The 15,381-nt window shown below is 29.3% G+C and carries 19 protein-coding genes; 12 read left to right on the top strand and 7 right to left on the bottom strand.

Annotation, left to right across the window (positions count from 1 at the left end; translation table 11 throughout):
• Positions 1–168 precede the first annotated feature (168 nt).
• Positions 169–1,374 carry a site-specific integrase gene (locus tag BUC17_RS01160; RefSeq protein WP_073360635.1) on the top strand — a complete coding sequence of 402 codons (1,206 nt, stop codon included), beginning with the start codon at positions 169–171 and terminating at the stop codon, positions 1,372–1,374.
• Here the strand turns inward: BUC17_RS01160 and BUC17_RS14305 are convergent.
• Positions 1,371–1,604 carry a helix-turn-helix domain-containing protein gene (locus BUC17_RS14305; protein WP_073360632.1) on the bottom strand — a complete coding sequence of 78 codons (234 nt, stop codon included), beginning with the start codon at positions 1,602–1,604 and terminating at the stop codon, positions 1,371–1,373. The genes BUC17_RS01160 and BUC17_RS14305 overlap by 4 nt on opposite strands.
• 129 nt (positions 1,605–1,733) lie before the next feature.
• Between BUC17_RS14305 and BUC17_RS01150 the strand changes: the two genes are divergently transcribed.
• From BUC17_RS01150 to BUC17_RS01115, 8 genes are all read left to right on the top strand, one after another.
• Entirely contained in the window at positions 1,734–2,531 is a 798-nt protein-coding gene (locus BUC17_RS01150; protein WP_073360630.1) for a hypothetical protein, read from the top strand.
• Positions 2,524–2,937: a hypothetical protein gene (locus BUC17_RS01145; protein ID WP_073360627.1), complete on the top strand. Its 414-nt coding sequence runs from the start codon at positions 2,524–2,526 to the stop codon at positions 2,935–2,937. The genes BUC17_RS01150 and BUC17_RS01145 overlap by 8 nt, the downstream gene beginning before the upstream one ends.
• A 149-nt stretch (positions 2,938–3,086) precedes the next feature.
• Positions 3,087–3,431 carry a hypothetical protein gene (locus BUC17_RS01140; protein ID WP_073360625.1) on the top strand — a complete coding sequence of 115 codons (345 nt, stop codon included), beginning with the start codon at positions 3,087–3,089 and terminating at the stop codon, positions 3,429–3,431.
• A gap of 88 nt (positions 3,432–3,519) precedes the next feature.
• A complete protein-coding gene (locus tag BUC17_RS01135; protein WP_073360622.1) occupies positions 3,520–4,392 on the top strand; it encodes an AAA family ATPase in 873 nt (290 codons plus the stop codon).
• Positions 4,389–5,369, top strand: a complete 981-nt coding sequence (locus tag BUC17_RS01130; protein WP_073360619.1) for a DUF3871 family protein — start codon at positions 4,389–4,391, stop codon at positions 5,367–5,369. Before BUC17_RS01135 ends, BUC17_RS01130 begins: the two co-directional genes overlap by 4 nt.
• A gap of 59 nt (positions 5,370–5,428) precedes the next feature.
• On the top strand, positions 5,429–5,677 hold the full coding sequence (locus tag BUC17_RS01125; RefSeq protein ID WP_200798309.1) for a hypothetical protein: 249 nt from the start codon (positions 5,429–5,431) through the stop codon (positions 5,675–5,677).
• Between the two features lie 342 nt (positions 5,678–6,019).
• A complete protein-coding gene (locus tag BUC17_RS01120) occupies positions 6,020–7,042 on the top strand; it encodes an AAA family ATPase (RefSeq protein WP_073360616.1) in 1,023 nt (340 codons plus the stop codon).
• Positions 7,023–7,685, top strand: coding sequence for an NUMOD1 domain-containing DNA-binding protein (locus BUC17_RS01115; RefSeq protein ID WP_234977665.1), 663 nt, complete (start codon positions 7,023–7,025; stop codon positions 7,683–7,685). The genes BUC17_RS01120 and BUC17_RS01115 overlap by 20 nt, the downstream gene beginning before the upstream one ends.
• 660 nt (positions 7,686–8,345) lie before the next feature.
• Here the strand turns inward: BUC17_RS01115 and BUC17_RS01110 are convergent.
• The 6 genes from BUC17_RS01110 to BUC17_RS01085 form a co-directional block, all read right to left on the bottom strand.
• Positions 8,346–8,789 (bottom strand): hypothetical protein, encoded by a 444-nt coding sequence (locus BUC17_RS01110; protein ID WP_073360605.1) that lies wholly within the window; start codon positions 8,787–8,789, stop codon positions 8,346–8,348.
• 1 nt (position 8,790) lies between these two features.
• Entirely contained in the window at positions 8,791–9,426 is a 636-nt protein-coding gene (locus tag BUC17_RS01105) for a Cap15 family cyclic dinucleotide receptor domain-containing protein (protein ID WP_073360602.1), read from the bottom strand.
• 66 nt (positions 9,427–9,492) lie between these two features.
• Entirely contained in the window at positions 9,493–9,957 is a 465-nt protein-coding gene (locus BUC17_RS01100; RefSeq protein ID WP_073360599.1) for a Mov34/MPN/PAD-1 family protein, read from the bottom strand.
• Positions 9,950–11,713, bottom strand: coding sequence for an E2/UBC family protein (locus BUC17_RS01095; protein WP_073360596.1), 1,764 nt, complete (start codon positions 11,711–11,713; stop codon positions 9,950–9,952). The genes BUC17_RS01100 and BUC17_RS01095 overlap by 8 nt, the downstream gene beginning before the upstream one ends.
• A complete protein-coding gene (locus tag BUC17_RS01090; RefSeq protein ID WP_073360593.1) occupies positions 11,714–12,754 on the bottom strand; it encodes a CBASS cGAMP synthase in 1,041 nt (346 codons plus the stop codon).
• Positions 12,741–13,775: a CBASS cGAMP-activated phospholipase gene (locus BUC17_RS01085; RefSeq protein ID WP_073360590.1), complete on the bottom strand. Its 1,035-nt coding sequence runs from the start codon at positions 13,773–13,775 to the stop codon at positions 12,741–12,743. The genes BUC17_RS01090 and BUC17_RS01085 overlap by 14 nt, the downstream gene beginning before the upstream one ends.
• 161 nt (positions 13,776–13,936) lie before the next feature.
• On the opposite strand from BUC17_RS01085, the gene BUC17_RS01080 reads away from it, so the two are divergent.
• The 3 genes from BUC17_RS01080 (at position 13,937) to BUC17_RS01070 (ending at position 15,275) form a co-directional block, all read left to right on the top strand.
• Complete coding sequence (locus BUC17_RS01080) at positions 13,937–14,371, top strand: JAB domain-containing protein (protein WP_073360586.1); 435 nt, start codon at positions 13,937–13,939, stop codon at positions 14,369–14,371.
• 173 nt (positions 14,372–14,544) lie between these two features.
• Entirely contained in the window at positions 14,545–14,832 is a 288-nt protein-coding gene (locus BUC17_RS01075) for a GIY-YIG nuclease family protein (RefSeq protein WP_073360583.1), read from the top strand.
• Positions 14,833–14,987: 155 nt separating this feature from the next.
• Entirely contained in the window at positions 14,988–15,275 is a 288-nt protein-coding gene (locus BUC17_RS01070; protein WP_073360580.1) for a GIY-YIG nuclease family protein, read from the top strand.
• Positions 15,276–15,381: the final 106 nt, after the last annotated feature.

Raw genomic sequence — 15,381 nt, 5'->3', positions numbered from 1 at the left:
GCTGCAATATTGTTGTTAAAAAAATCCTTGAACTTCTTTTTGGTGAGCCCAGCTCCCGCGCGAAATGAAATTCGACGAAGTCAATCCTTTCGGGTGGTAGTAGATAATTAAGTCATAACTGCAATACAAAACCACCCGAAGGTGGTTTTTTCATTTAAATCAAAATCTATGAACTACAAGCCAATAAAAATCAATTTCATTCCCATGTTCTATAGATTGAACAAAAATGGGAAATGTGTCATTAAATGTCGATTACGATATAATGATGAAAAAATAGAATTTTCCACAGGAATTTTTATTATTCCAGAATCATGGAATCGCAAGAATCAAAATGTACATCCTCCCAATCAAGAAAATGATTTCATTAATAGTGAATTAAGCCTGATCAAAAACAAATTGAATCAGGCTTTTTTATTGCTTAAAGTACAAGAAAAGTCATTTACGTTGGAAGATGTCATCTTAATTTTCAAAGGAGAAACTCCAAAAAAAGAAAAAGGATTAATCTCGTATTTTGAATCCTATTTAGAAAAGAAAAAAAAGTTAATAGACATCGAAATCAAAGATTCAACTTGGAAAAAGTTTAATTATGTTTTAAATGATGTCAAAAGTTTTATTGAATGGAAGTTTCAAAAAAAAGACATTGAACTTAACAAAGTTGACAAGTTCTTTTTGGATGATTTTGAGTACTTTTTAAAGACTGAAAAAAGACAATCACAAGTTACTATTAACAAAGTAATTCAACGTCTTAAAGGCATATTTAAATTAGCATATGATGAAAAATTCATTGACTCTCTAATGTTTCAAGGACACAAAGCAAAAAGAGTAAACAAAACTATAGTGTATCTTTCACATGAGGAGCTTAATAAAATAGAAAGTCACATATTCCATCAAGAGCGTCTTGAAAAGATTCGAGATTTATTCATATTCTGTTGTTACACCGGACTTCCTTACAATGAAATGGCTAACTTAAAAAAAGAAAATATTTCTGTAAGTTTTGACAATAACCTATGGATAAAAATTAAAAGAGAAAAAACCCAAGGAAACTTATCCATTCCTATGCTTCCTAAAGCAATTGAAATAATGGAAAAATACCAGAATGAAAACTCTGAACTTGTTTTTAATCTTATTTCGAATCAAAAGTTCAATTCTTACTTAAAAGAAATTGCTTTTATTATTGGAATTAACAAAAACCTTACGCATCACGTAGCTCGCAAAACATTTGCGTCAACAATACTATTGTACAACGATGTTTCTATAGAGGTAGTTTCCAAATTGCTCGGCCATTCTAAAATAAGTATTACACAAGAATATTATGCAGAAGTAGCAGATAAAAAGATAAGTTCTGTGATAAATGAGTTGTCTAAAAAACTCTAATGGTAAGACTCATTCAACACTTCGATAGGAGTTACTTCAAGTGCATTACAAATTCTCAAAAACAAATTTAAGGTCACACCTTGCTTGCCACTAAATACTCTTCTAATGGTAGTTTCTGAACAATCTGATGCTTTGGCTAATTTTGAATTATTCCCTTGATACCTGAGAATAAATAACCTGTAGAGTCTTTCAATCACTTCAGATTCTATGTTATTTATTCTCTGCTGCATAAAGCAAAGAAAATAAACGGGAATTTCAATAAGTAAATATCAACTCGACTTATATGTCGAATTTTATACCTTTGGATTTTCAATTTAAATTCTGAGCCATAAAAAATAATAACTATAATTCTAAAATATATGATAAGTTTTTTAAGATTCTTCGGTGGTATAACCGTCTTTGGATGCGTCCTCATTTTCATTGATGGTGAAGCAGGGGATAGCGAAATGAAAGCCATCTACACCTTTTGGCTAATTGTTGGACTGATTTTATTATTTGGTCCTATCGATAAAATATTCAAGAAAAAAAACCAGATTAAGGAAGATAGTGAAGAATTGAATTCTAAACCTTTCCATAAGAAAGTCAAAAAAAAGAAAAAGGATAAAACAAAAAATAAATCAAAAGATAAAATAGAATTGGATGATTTGGATACTGCTATGGTAGAAGTGGGAACAAAAGTTCTCCCTAAAATTTTAGAGGATGAAATGAATCAGTCAAAATTTGCTTTTGAAATGGTTCGTGTAAAATTCAATACAAAAACAAATATTACCAATTTATTCATTTTAGATTTTCTAAAGATTAAATATCAAAGTGAACCCATTGAAATTGAAAATAATACTTTTAGAACAATTGTTGGAAAAATAACCCTTCAACCTCATTTTATTGGATTTGATGCGACCAACTCTTTAAGTTATTCAAAAATAAGTTATGAAAATGAAGCAAAATCATTTTTAAGAGTAGCTGGGATATTCCAATTAAATATTGAAATGAAACTTTGCTTCCATTATGTACTTTATGAAAATGTAGGCTTCAATACATTTACTCTAAGAAGCTATGATCACACGGGAATTTCATTAAACATGGGTACATTCAAAAAGTTCTATGAAGTGATTGAATTCATAAGCAATAAACACTTTAATTCCACAGAAAATGATTAGTACAGAACAAATAAATTATTTAAAAGCAGTTAGTGTATTTACGGATGGTTATGGTGGAAGTTTAGGTAAGGACGGAAATTCTCTTTGCTCCTACATGGTACCACTTGCTAGTAGCAAATTAGGTTATGATTATTATGAACTTTATAGAACCAACTCTAATCGATATGGGTTTCGAATTGTCACTATGAATGGCATAAAAACAATTTGTAGAACTGAAAGTTATCATTTTGATGAAAAACTAAATTTTAACCAATGGTATGAGCTAATTGGTATAACAGCAAGAGAGCATTTTATGAAAGAAGAGTATTCTGCATTCAAATTAGGCTATACTAAATCAAATTCAGGTTGTTTAGGAAGTGTAATCACAATTGCAATACTTATATCATTCACAATAATATTCTCGTAAAAAAAATTTTTCTATTTTTTTTAAAGCTTATCTATTGAGGTGAATGCACTGTAATCTAAACTCAACCCCCACCCTCTTTAAGTAATGGGGATATACCCCGCCCTGTAATTCTTTTACAGGGTTTTTTGTATCATTTAATTTTTAGAACTATGGTTAAAATCAAAGATTACAAAGTACATCAAAATGAACTTGGTGTTGATTTCTGTGTACTTATTGTTGAAGGAGGAATTGAAGCAGTAAGAAGTAAAATTAGTGGTCGGACTTACCTGACTACCCGGACTGCAAGACTCAATTGCACATTTGATGAAAAGACTTGTCAATCATTAATTGGGTCTGAAATCCCTGGCAAAGTGTTAAAGGTTCAAGTTGAGCCTTATGAATTTACTATTGAAGAAACTGGAGAAATTATTTCTCGTGATTTTCAATACATGTATATGTCGGAAGAAGATGCTATTCTACATCAGAATACGCTAGCAGAGGAAACTGTATTGTAATCAAGTATTAATTATACGCCATACAGAACGGGAGCTACTATGTGTAGCTCCTTTTTTTTAATTATTAGAATTTAAAAACTTATATTTTATGAAATTACAAAAAGCACAAAGACATCAAGTCAAATTAAGACTTGGATTATCTGGAGCTAGTGGCTTTGGAAAAACTTACAGCGCATTGATCCTAGCTTATGGAATTACTAACGATTGGTCAAAAATTGCATTAATTGACACAGAAAATGGGAGCGCAAGTCTTTATTCTCATCTTGGAGACTTTAATGTTCTCAATCTTGAGGAACCTTTCACTCCTGAACGTTACATAGAAGCAATAGCAATTTGTGAACAAGCTATGGTTGAAGTAATTATTGTGGATTCAATTAGCCATGAATGGTCAGGAAAAGGAGGTTGTCTTGAAATGCACGAACAATTAGGGGGCAGATTTCAGGATTGGGCCAAAATTTCACCCAGACATCAAGCTTTCATTGATAAAATTTTACAATCTAACGCACATATTATTACTTCTGTGAGACGTAAAATTGACTATGCTATGGACGCCGATATGAATGGCAAAAGTAAAGTAGTAAAACATGGTACTAAAGAAATTACGCGTGAAGGTTTTGAATATGAACTTACAGTGAATTTTGAACTTATTAATGACAAACATTTAGTGAGAGCTTCAAAAGATAGAACAGGATTATTTATGGATAAACCTGAATTTATTATTAATTCAAATACAGGTAAAAAACTAATTGAATGGTGCAACCAAGGAATTGCATTGAGTGATATTGTAGAGGAAATTAATCAAGCAAATACACTTGATGAACTTCGTAAACTTTATAATAAATACCCTTCTGTTAGGACTAAAATTCATCCAAAAATTATTGAAAGAAAATCACAAATTGAAGCCCTTTTAAATGTAGTCACAGAGAGCATTGTTGAATCAAATATAACGGAACAAAAATGAATACGCTAGTACAACTCCAAAACAATCAATTAATCAATGAAACAGAGATAATTCAATCGCCTAATTCTCCATTCATTGGAGGAAACTCTTTTGATGTAACTTTAGAACACTTGAAAAATGATTGCATTATTCCTGTATTTTCAAAAGATAATGAAAGTACTATTTCACATTTCCAATTCATCAATGAAACTTTTTCAAAAGTAAAAGAACTATTCCCTAATGAATCAATAGCAGCGCCTGAAATCAGAGTTTCGCATATGATCAAAGGAAGAGTACCAAGTGCAATAGGAAAACCTGCTAATCAATTACTAGAAGATGAAAAAACCATTTATTATGAACGATGTGCTTTTATTATAAAAGTCCAGTCCATAAAAAGGAATATCAACAATAATGAACTTTCACTTTGTATTGGCGGGGTAAGAAGTTATAATCAAGAAAATCTGTACAGTAAAAAAACAGTTGAAAAATTCAAGCTATTCATTGGATTCCAGAATAAAGTTTGTACAAATCTTTGCATTTCAAGTGATGGTTTTACAAATGAAATTCGAGTTACTTCATCTGGAGAAATCGCAGAAAATTTTCATCATCTTGTTGAAAGTTATAATCATGATGAGCATTTTTCAAACATGGAGTTGTTTAATGATTATTTCATTTCAGAAACTCAATTTGCGCATTTAATTGGTAAAATTAGAATGTATTACCACATGGGGAAAGAAAATCAAAAACAACACTTCCCTATCCTTTTGAATGATGGACAAATCAACAATGTAGTTAAAGATTATTTTGAGTGTCCAAACTTCAAAAAAAATAGTGATGGATCTATTTCTCTTTGGAATCTTTACAATTTATTCACCGAGGCCAATAAAAGCAGCTATATAGACAATAATCTCGAACGAAATGTAAATGTGTATGCCTTTATAAAAAACCTAGCAAAAACAATCAATTCTAGCAACAACGATTGGTATACTATCATTTAATATATATAGCTTTTTCATAGTATGAATAGTAAAATTTTATAAGCCAAATACCATCAATAATGAATCAAAATCAATTAGCAGAACTACTAAAATATAGCTCTCCAAGGGTTATTTATGTAGTTACATGGAATAATTTACTTAAAAAAGTAATTTGTCCGTTCAAAGTAAGGGTTATTAAAGCAGTAGGAACTCATAAAAAAGGCAAAATAATTTGGGTGGAAGAAGTAAAGGTAACTTTAGAATTAAAAACCGTATTCATTATTGAAGGTAAGGCTTATTATTATTTTTATTTTGAAATTATTACATAACTGTTTAACTCTATTGATATGTACTATATTTTAAATTTTAAACTTTTGATATAATTTCAAAATAAATTAAAATAGCAAAAAAAGTATTTTCTATTTAGTTGCACTATCTGCATTGATTACATTAACAAGTCAATTAATTCTGTTTTTTGACATTTTTTATTACTTTTAAACAGTTCTAAATTGAGAAATAAGAATTATCCATGAACGAATCGATTGGATAATAAATACTTAAACTCAAGATTTAGAACACAAGTTCTTTTATATTTTGATTTAAGTGTTCATACCCTATTATCTTTAATTTAATTTTTAAATACAATTTGGGTATGGTTGTTTCATTTTTATATGCAAACAATTAAATTTTCTCTTGCTAGAGAAATGTACAGGAGTATGCCTGAAAAAACAATGCTATGGAACGGTGTAGTAGAAAAATCTTTTGGTTTAGTTTTTGGTCCAGCTAAGTCCGGAAAAACAATTTTCTGTGAAAACTTAGCTATATCAATAGCAATTGGTAGAGACAATTATTTTGGTTATGCTTTAGATGGAAATCCTAAAAAAGTTTTGTTTATTGGATTGGAAGAAACCTTTCAAAATCGAATAAATAGAAATATTTCTCAATTTGAAATACTTTCAGAACAAGAACAAGCTTTAATGGATGAAAATTATGATGTTCAAGAAATTGAATTTCCAAAATTTATCGTCAAAAAAGATGACTGGAATATTCTTTATGATACCATTTCAAATTCTGGCGCTGAAGTTGTCTTTATAGATAGCATTACCAGAATGAATCATGGAAAGTTAGAAGATGGAAAAACAGCAGAAGAAATTATGTCACGATTGAGAGATTTATCCAATGAATTGAACATAACTCTATTTGCAATACACCACACTCCAAAACTACATGGCAATGCTATTACTATGGATAGCATTAAAGGTAGTTCCATTTTTGCTCAAGAATCCGATTTTGCAATTGGAATTAGTAGAACTGAAAAGAAACATCGATACATGAAAAATGTCTTTTTTAGATATGCTAATGATGATGATGAATTTGTAAAAGAATTTGAAATAAATCATAATGCATGGCTTGATTATTCTGGAGAAGTCGATGAAGATGAAATTCTTCAAAGAAATGACAGAAGAAGAGCTTTAGATAAAAGAGAATTAGTTCAAGATTTTTTCGATTCTAATCCAGGGATAATATATTCTTATGTAGAAGCTGTAGATCAATTAAAACCTAAAACTGGTTTAAAAGACAGACAAATTAAATCTTATTTGTCTGAACTAACAAAGGCTAATAAAATTGACGGTTCTGAGAAAGGGTATTACCGCTCTATTAATTATCATTTTAATGGAGTTAACAATGAGTAATTATATTGTATACTTGGTTGAAAATACTTTTACGAGTGAAGTATATATTGGGGCTACAACTAAAACATTAGTTGAACGAAAAATTGACCATTTAACAAAAACAAAAAATGGTTCTAATGTATGTTTTCATCAAGCAATCCAATCTTATGGTCCTGAATCATTTGTTTGGTCTGTGATTGATACTGCTGATTCAATTGATGAGTTAGCTCAAAAAGAAACCAAATATATCATTAACTACAATAGTGTTGAAAATGGTTATAATTCTGATTGTGGAGGTGGTTTCAAAAAGAAAGTTTATCAATTTAATATTGAAACTGGAAAATTAATCAATTCCTATGAGGATTTAATTAGTGCAGCTAATGCAGTCAATGCAACTAAAACTAGTATAAGTAATGCCTGTTTACTTTATAATAAAACTTGTAAAGGCTTTTTATGGAGTTATTCTAGTACTTTTGAGTTAAGTTCAACTCTAGATTTGAGAAAAAAAACAGTTAATCAAATTTCTTTAGATGGCAATTTTATAGCTTGCTATGATTCGGCATCAGAGGCATCAAGAAAAACAGGAATATCCAAATCCTGTATTACAAGATGCTGTCGCGAAGAAAGAGAACATTCTGGTGGTTTCCTTTGGAAATACACCTAAAAAAAGGGCGGTGTAACAACCGCCTCTTTTATTCTAATTCTATTCTTTAATAGTTTGTTGCAATTGCAATTATGTCTTAATGTATATTGATTCAATTCTCTTAGACAAAGGCATTAAAGCTTCATGACAAACCCTCATTATTCCATTCATTGAATAAAAAACACTATCAAAATTTAAAAGTGAAAAAAATTGAATTTAATCTATTAAGAAGTTGTTCACGTTCATCTTTAATTTCTTAAAATGTATTCCGCCATATTTGTTGTCGTAAATTTTGATTACCTCTAAAACAGAAAAATCATATTCTATAAAACTTGAAATTTTATATTTTTTAAAATTCATCTTTCTTTAATAACTCAGTATTTTTCTTGTCTTTGCCGGGATAAGTAAAAGTTGCACCAAACCATTTTTTTAAAACGCTACCATTATCATCTACGCTCTCACTCAAAATATATGGTCCTGCTGTACCCTAAATAGAATCTTTTCTTTATATTCTCTATTAACTTGATCAAGTAATGAATTGTTGTCAATTAATAACTTTCTAATAATTCCTGATGCTCTGAAAATAGTATGTGTACTTGCATTTCAAACTTTTCTTCAAGATCAGAATGGTATGTAAAAACATTTTTTCGCCTAGTTTCAAATGGGAATAAACTAGTAATATTAATATGATAACGCCCTTCCTTTTTCAAAAATAATCGGGCCATAATTTTTGCTTAAAACAGCTGTAAAAAGAACATTTGGCAAAAAAGACCCATAAAGTGCCGTTCTGTATCTACTCCCATACTTTTTTTCAATTTTTATCTTTTCAATTATTGGAGTTGAAAAATAATTTGAAATATGTGTTAACTGAAATTCTTTTGAAATTAAATGGAATCCATCGTGAAATTCATTATGACAATTGGAAATTTTCAATAGCGTGTCAACAATAACACTAAAGTCTTTGATTGGAAGTCTAATACATTTTTCATCATTGAAAGGAATAATAGGTAAATTCACAAAATCTTTGTAAACAATTAATCCTAATCCTTCAAAATTATTATCACTTTTTGATTTAACTTCTGAAAGTAGTTTTTTAAGTAGTTTTAATATTTCTTTATTTTCCATATTAAAGCCTTCCAAGTAGTTTTTTCTGTTGAAACACAACTTCTATAGTACCATTATTTTTTCTTTGATTGTAATAGTCTCCTTTTAAAGTTTTTATATCTTCATAATATCTGAATTTTGAAGTTCCAATGTGATTGTTTAGTTGTGTTTGAAGTATTTCTGTTTCATTTGTAAAGATATAATACAACTTAAAAATACCATCATTTTCTTCACATAGGTGTTCAGATAAACTATAAGAAGATGAAGTGTTTTCAGAACTTTCAATACCACCAAAATAACTATGGATGTGTATTGAAGACGCATTTTGTTTAATTTCCATTACACATTTCTTTCTCACTTTTGTTCCATCTGGATTTTCAAAACTTGAAATTAATATTCCCTCATATCTTCCATTTAAGTTAGGAATGTTAATTAACCATTTAAAAACAATAAATTTCCATCCGATGTAATTGATGAACAAGAAAATTATAGTTATTAATCCTAAAGTTGAAAATGTGTCTAAATAATTATTGATTTGACTTAAAAGAACATTTTTTGAAATCAATGTCAAAAGATATTTGGATAAAGGATTGACTAATATTGGCAGTATTAATAAAAATGTTACTAAACTACTAGTTTTATAGTATTTAAAGTTCATAAATTAATTTTTTATTTAATCAAAATTAGTTAATCTATTATGAATTCTTTTATTGTCAAAATGTAATTATTTTAGAGGCAATGTTTTTGAAATAATCTCTTTACCAGTATAAATACCGATATAAAAATCTTGAGTTCCAAGAATAAATAGGATTAGGAATTTTTCATTTAATTTGTTTTTCTTGTACTGTTCTTTTATCATTTTTAAATCTTGATTTGATGGAGTTGGTAACTTTTCAGGATGTGTATGCCATTCACCCAGATAAATAGTTTTTCCACTACTTTCCGCAAATTCATGATTGATTATTTTTTGAGCATTTTTTTTATCCCTTTCAAATGAATATCTAGTTGATTTATCAGACTTACATGGGTCTGAATATTTCAAGACATAAATATTTTGATTTAAAACTTGCCCAAGTAATATGCCGCCAGATTCGTTTTTCTCTTTTGTATCTTGTTTATAAATCTTGATATCATTTAATACTTTTTTTGAAAAAAAGATATTATAAACTCCAACTTCTATATTAATCATTATTTTCAATAATTTTTCCAAAAGAACTTGTACTAGCAAAATCAGATATGTCAATATTATTTGATATCAAAAAATCTAAATCACCTATCCAAGTGAAAACTTTACTATCAAGTTTTGAATTTATAATTGTTGATGTAATAAATGGAAATACACTTGCCAAAAAAAGCATTAGATTTTGAGATGAGTAAGGTATATAAGTCGTTTGACATCCTGCCTCTTTTAGAGCTATAGTGTTTTCTGGTGAGTTATAGTACTTATTGTCAATAATGTTATATTTATAGTTGTTGTCTTTAAATAAATTTTCGTAATCTATCAAATTTTTAGGATTTAAATATATAATGTGCCCACCTGCAAGATATGGTTCAACCCAAATGATAAACATAGGTTTAAGTATCTCACCTTTTTTTAAAGAATTAAATAACCATTCATCTATGTTATCTTTTCCTGTTGCCACAAATATATAATCAGTTTCATTTATAAATGAAATTTCATTAACAACTACATCTATTATTGATTTTTCAATTGTTTTGATTTCTTGTATAGGATTTAATTGATTTAGATAATCTTTCATCCCCTTAGTTTTGTATTTTTTTAAACTATTGAACCCTAAAAGGTGTCTGCCAATATTTTCAACAGCTAATATGTCATTATCAACTAATCTAAATTCAGGCATATTTAGTGAATTTAAAAAACTTATCAAATGAGATCCGACGCTACCAACACCAGCTATTGAAAATTTATATTCAGGTTGAGTTACTAAACCCGAAGTTCTAATGCTCAATCTTCTCTGTGTATAAGTTTCTGGAAGAACTCTAATAACTTTATCTTTTCGTTGATATTTAGAAATGGCTTCAAATGGCTTCATTATATTTGGACGAAATCCTTTTTTATTATTAAATGTTAAAGGACTATTCACCCAACCAATCAAAACTTTATTATCTTTTGTTTTAAAATTTACCAGTACTAACCCTGTTTCAGTTTTTGGGTTATTTAGGTATGATTCATATAGCCTTATTAGATTACTGTCTATTGAATTTAATAATACAAGAACCTCTTCATTATTGAAATCAAATGGTGGGATAAAGTTTTTATTCTCTAATTCAAAATAAAAAACATTTTGCTCAGTGTAATCTATTTTCTGTTGATTTAAATAACTTTTAAACTTTTCAGAAATTTTATTATTATTATGAATAATGTATTTAAAACCAACGATTTGTGTTTTTAAATTTATTAATAATGGAGAGCTTATGCTTTCATGTGGATTTATCAAACTCAAAAAATTATTTAAAACCAAATCACTCTTAGAATAGTTACATTCCCAATAAGATATAAACTCCTCTTCAAATTCTTCAAAATTCTCTTTTTTTATTCCTTCACTAATTATCTTTTTAGCTCTTTTGATACATTCTAATACAACTTTAGCAGGTTGAGAAACGTCAGTTTTTGTAACTTCTGAATCAAATGTGCATATTAATCTATTTGTGTCGATATGTGGTATATATTTCAATTTTTCATAATCTGCAGAGGAAAGGAAAAGAATTGGAACAGATAAAGGGAAATCAAACTTGAAACATAAATGTATTGTGACTTCTATAATTTGATTATTCTTATCGAGAATATCAATCTTAAGTTTCCAAGCTTCAACAAAACGATCAAGTTTATAATATCTTAATTGTTCAGCATTAAATTTGTCAACTGATTCAAAAGACTTTATAAAGTCAAATGCCTTTAACCTTGCCTCTTCAAATTGATCCATCTATGCACTTTTTGCTGTTGAACCAATAATTGCAGGTCTTTCGTATGTGTTAGCTCCATCAATAGTATCTTTTGCAATTGAACAAGGAAATCTAGGTCCTAAGTGTTTTTGCCATTTATAACAAGCATCTTTCTGATTAGGATGATTAACTGCTTGCTCAGCTGATTCTATAAATGTATCTAGTCTATCCAAAAAATATTGTTTTTTTGTTTGAGAATAATTTTTAAATAAATCTTCTCCCACAGGGACTGTTGGTCTCAAGCACTTACAATTATTACTCTTTAAGTATTGTCTTATTTTAATTAAAGTTTCCTTTAATGCAATATCATCTCTATCGTTTTTAACATAATTCTCGGCAGCAAGTATTGTCATAACTATACCAGGTGGCATCTCTCCTCTTAAATCATCTCCCCATGCTTTCAAATATCTTACGATTCTTCTTAATTGAACATCTTTTTTTCTAATATCATCTAACCAAGTCTTATATTCCTCAGAAAACAAATTCTTTTCTAAGATTAGCTCTTCTCTAAAACTTGATTCTGCTATTTTTTCAAACCAAGCTATAAATTTAATAGGGTTACTTAAAATCCAATCTTCTTTTGTGTGAGCTAACTCAGGGTTAATTTTATTTGCATAGTAGATAGGAAGGTCAATATGGAATTTTTCTTTTTCATAACTTACCCTGACACATGTTTCTTTGTCAGTAATTGTTGCATAATTCTCATCAGTCCCAACCGCTATAATAACAGCATCATGAAACTGTTGAGTTGTTGGTCTCTTTTCTTGAGTTAAAGAACCTATAAAATAAACTCCATCGTCTAAATCATAATCATCATCTTTTGGTTTTATAATTGTGTCCATAATAAATGACCCTTGGCTTTGAAATTCAAGCGTATGATTATCAATGTCTTTAATTTGTTTAAACCTTGAATTCATTTTTTCTCTTAAAGAATTTCTAACAGATTTTAGAATTTCTCTACTTTCTTCGTTCAATCTAATTGTTGAATTGAAAGTTTTAAAAAGTTCATTACAGTTTGCCATGTTTTTTTATTTTATATGTTTTTTTGGTTGTAAATATTTTTTTTATGTCCTCATTTTTCTCAAATTGTAGTGCTTGGTCATTTGCTTTAATTTTCATGAGGTCAAAGGCTTCTTTTGTTGCGACATCTAGTTGAATTAAGCTTTCTTGTTCCTTGGCAATTGCTACACTTGGAATTCTAATGTATTTTATTTTAACATCATATATTTCAGTAATTTTTGATAAAAAAAAGTCTGTAAAAAAACTTTGACCATTCATTGATGTTTCAAATAAATCAGCTCCCCAGTCTTTAAATGAACGTTCTCTTTTTAACCCTGATTTTTTACCACCAGTAATTGAAAGACTGCTTAATGATAGTATTTCAATCGAATCGTATTCTTTCTGTTTTCCAACAAAATAATTTAGGGCCTCTAAAAGTCCAACTAATGTAGGATTGTTAGCCCAAACTCCCCCATCAATGAATTGCTCATTATTGAAATATTCTAATTCAGCTAACGGAAAGTATGTTGGAGCTGCAGATGTTGCCAATGCGATTCCTACGATTGGAGCCATATTGTCTCTTGATAAATCCCCTTGAATATGATCGTATTTAAAGACTTTTGGCTTTGCTTCTGTTATTGAATAACTTGGAATACATAATAAATTATGACAGTCTCTAATTTTTTTATCCCCAAATATTTCAGATAAAGACTCTTTTAAACCTACATCAGAATACTTTCCTCCTTTGATAATCTGTTTGTAAAGCCCATAATCAAATGTTCGAATAAAGGGAATATTTATTTTCTTATGACGAGGAAATATATGTTCTCCTTTTTTTTCGTAAAACTCACATATATCTTTAGCAGAAATTTTCAAGGATAGGGCTAAAGCGATTAATCCACCTGTAGATGTTCCACAAATCATATCAAAGTGATTACTAGTCTTGCATTGAAATTTATCTTCAAATTTTTTTAAAATACTTGCAGAATACAAGCCTTTTATCCCTCCTCCATCTATTGATAATATTTTAAAAACCTTTCCCATGTGACGCGAATATTGTTAAAAATTTACAAAAATCGTTCCAGATTTACAAAAATTATGACAACATATACAAATAAAACAACTTCTGACATTTTGTCATTTTTTATTGAATGAAACAGTTGAAATTCAATTATTTAAAACTATAAAGATTAAAAATTTTGCTAATGAAATTGCCAGAAATAAAAGTTTCTTATTCCAATAGGAATAATATAAAAGTAGAAGCGACAAATTGTCAAATAATATACAACTTAATTATGAATCATTGGAATCTTGATATAATTGAGTATCAAGAAGAAGTCAAAATCATATTGCTTAACAGAGCTAACATTGTACTTGGTATATTTGAAATGTCAAAAGGCGGTATCTCAGGAACAGTAGTTGATGTTAGAATTATTTTAGGGGTTGCTCTAAAATGTAATGCCTCAAGTATTATTATGGTTCATAATCATCCGAGTGGAAAATTAACACCTAGTGATAATGATAAAACAATTACTAAAAGATTAAAACAAGCATGTGGTTTATTAGACATCAGTTTACTTGACCATTTAATCATAACAAAAGAAGGTTACTATAGTTTTACAAATGAAGGAATATTATAGTCGAAAGGCCTATTATTAGAGATAAAATTTGACACCATAAAAAGGCTCCTTTTGTTGAGTCACTCTACTACTGACTTTACATTCCTTGGTTCGAGCCCAAGAGGGGGAGCAACTTTAGAAAAGCCTTCACAGCAATGTGAGGGCTTTTTTTATTAATTTAAATCTATCCGCCTATGTTTTTTGTCTACATTCTTTTTTCGAAAAAGCTAAACCGTTATTATATTGGTTTCACGTCTAATCTTAGCCAACGATTAGATTTTCATCACAACGATACGCAATCTAGAAAATTCACTTACAAGGCTGAGGATTGGATTCTTCATTTTACTTTAGAGTGCAAATCTAAAGAACAAGCCATGGCTATTGAAAAGCATATTAAGGCAATGAAAAGCAAAACCTATATTCAAAATCTTGTTAAGTATCCCGAAATAAAGCATAAACTTCTTTCAAAATACAACGTCTGACTGTGAATCAGAGCCCCGATAGCTATCGGGGTTGGTTCGAGCCTTATGGCGAGAAGTTTATCCCGATCACTATCGGGAAGCCCAGGGGGAGCAACTTTAGAAAAGCCTTCACAGCAATGTGAGGGCTTTTTTTATTAATTTAAATCTATCCGCCTATGTTTTTTGTCTACATTCTTTTTTCGAAAAAGCTAAACCGTTATTACATCGGTTTCACGTCTAATCTTAACCAACGATTAGATTTTCATCACAACGATACGCAATCTAGAAAATTCACATATAATGCTGATGATTGGATTCTTCATTTCACTTTAGAGTGCAAATCTAAAGAACAAGCCATAGAAATTGAAAAGCATATTAAAGCAATGAAAAGCAAAACCTATATTCAAAATCTTGTTAAGTATCCCGAAATAAAGCATAAACTTCTTTCAAAATACAACGTCTGACTGTGAATCAGAGCCCCGATAGCTATCGGGATTGGTTCGAGCCTTATGGCGAGAAGTTTATCCCGATCACTATCGGGAAGCCCAGGGGGAGCAACTTTAGAAAAGC

It is taken from the genome of Flavobacterium fontis, assembly GCF_900129405.1.
GTDB lineage: Bacteria > Bacteroidota > Bacteroidia > Flavobacteriales > Flavobacteriaceae > Flavobacterium > Flavobacterium fontis.
This window is presented reverse-complemented; position numbering and strand designations above follow the sequence as displayed.

Excerpts from the sequence above, each read along its gene's own strand:
- BUC17_RS01160 (WP_073360635.1), top strand. The coding sequence starts at position 169 with ATGAACTACAAGCCAATAAAAATCAATTTCATTCCCATGTTCTATAGA.
- BUC17_RS14305 (WP_073360632.1), bottom strand. The coding sequence starts at position 1,604 with ATGCAGCAGAGAATAAATAACATAGAATCTGAAGTGATTGAAAGACTC.
- BUC17_RS01150 (WP_073360630.1), top strand. The coding sequence starts at position 1,734 with ATGATAAGTTTTTTAAGATTCTTCGGTGGTATAACCGTCTTTGGATGC.
- BUC17_RS01145 (WP_073360627.1), top strand. The coding sequence starts at position 2,524 with ATGATTAGTACAGAACAAATAAATTATTTAAAAGCAGTTAGTGTATTT.
- BUC17_RS01140 (WP_073360625.1), top strand. The coding sequence starts at position 3,087 with ATGGTTAAAATCAAAGATTACAAAGTACATCAAAATGAACTTGGTGTT.
- BUC17_RS01135 (WP_073360622.1), top strand. The coding sequence starts at position 3,520 with ATGAAATTACAAAAAGCACAAAGACATCAAGTCAAATTAAGACTTGGA.
- BUC17_RS01130 (WP_073360619.1), top strand. The coding sequence starts at position 4,389 with ATGAATACGCTAGTACAACTCCAAAACAATCAATTAATCAATGAAACA.
- BUC17_RS01125 (WP_200798309.1), top strand. The coding sequence starts at position 5,429 with ATGAATCAAAATCAATTAGCAGAACTACTAAAATATAGCTCTCCAAGG.
- BUC17_RS01120 (WP_073360616.1), top strand. The coding sequence starts at position 6,020 with ATGCAAACAATTAAATTTTCTCTTGCTAGAGAAATGTACAGGAGTATG.
- BUC17_RS01115 (WP_234977665.1), top strand. The coding sequence starts at position 7,023 with ATGGAGTTAACAATGAGTAATTATATTGTATACTTGGTTGAAAATACT.
- BUC17_RS01110 (WP_073360605.1), bottom strand. The coding sequence starts at position 8,789 with ATGGAAAATAAAGAAATATTAAAACTACTTAAAAAACTACTTTCAGAA.
- BUC17_RS01105 (WP_073360602.1), bottom strand. The coding sequence starts at position 9,426 with ATGAACTTTAAATACTATAAAACTAGTAGTTTAGTAACATTTTTATTA.
- BUC17_RS01100 (WP_073360599.1), bottom strand. The coding sequence starts at position 9,957 with ATGATTAATATAGAAGTTGGAGTTTATAATATCTTTTTTTCAAAAAAA.
- BUC17_RS01095 (WP_073360596.1), bottom strand. The coding sequence starts at position 11,713 with ATGGATCAATTTGAAGAGGCAAGGTTAAAGGCATTTGACTTTATAAAG.
- BUC17_RS01090 (WP_073360593.1), bottom strand. The coding sequence starts at position 12,754 with ATGGCAAACTGTAATGAACTTTTTAAAACTTTCAATTCAACAATTAGA.
- BUC17_RS01085 (WP_073360590.1), bottom strand. The coding sequence starts at position 13,775 with ATGGGAAAGGTTTTTAAAATATTATCAATAGATGGAGGAGGGATAAAA.
- BUC17_RS01080 (WP_073360586.1), top strand. The coding sequence starts at position 13,937 with ATGAAATTGCCAGAAATAAAAGTTTCTTATTCCAATAGGAATAATATA.
- BUC17_RS01075 (WP_073360583.1), top strand. The coding sequence starts at position 14,545 with ATGTTTTTTGTCTACATTCTTTTTTCGAAAAAGCTAAACCGTTATTAT.
- BUC17_RS01070 (WP_073360580.1), top strand. The coding sequence starts at position 14,988 with ATGTTTTTTGTCTACATTCTTTTTTCGAAAAAGCTAAACCGTTATTAC.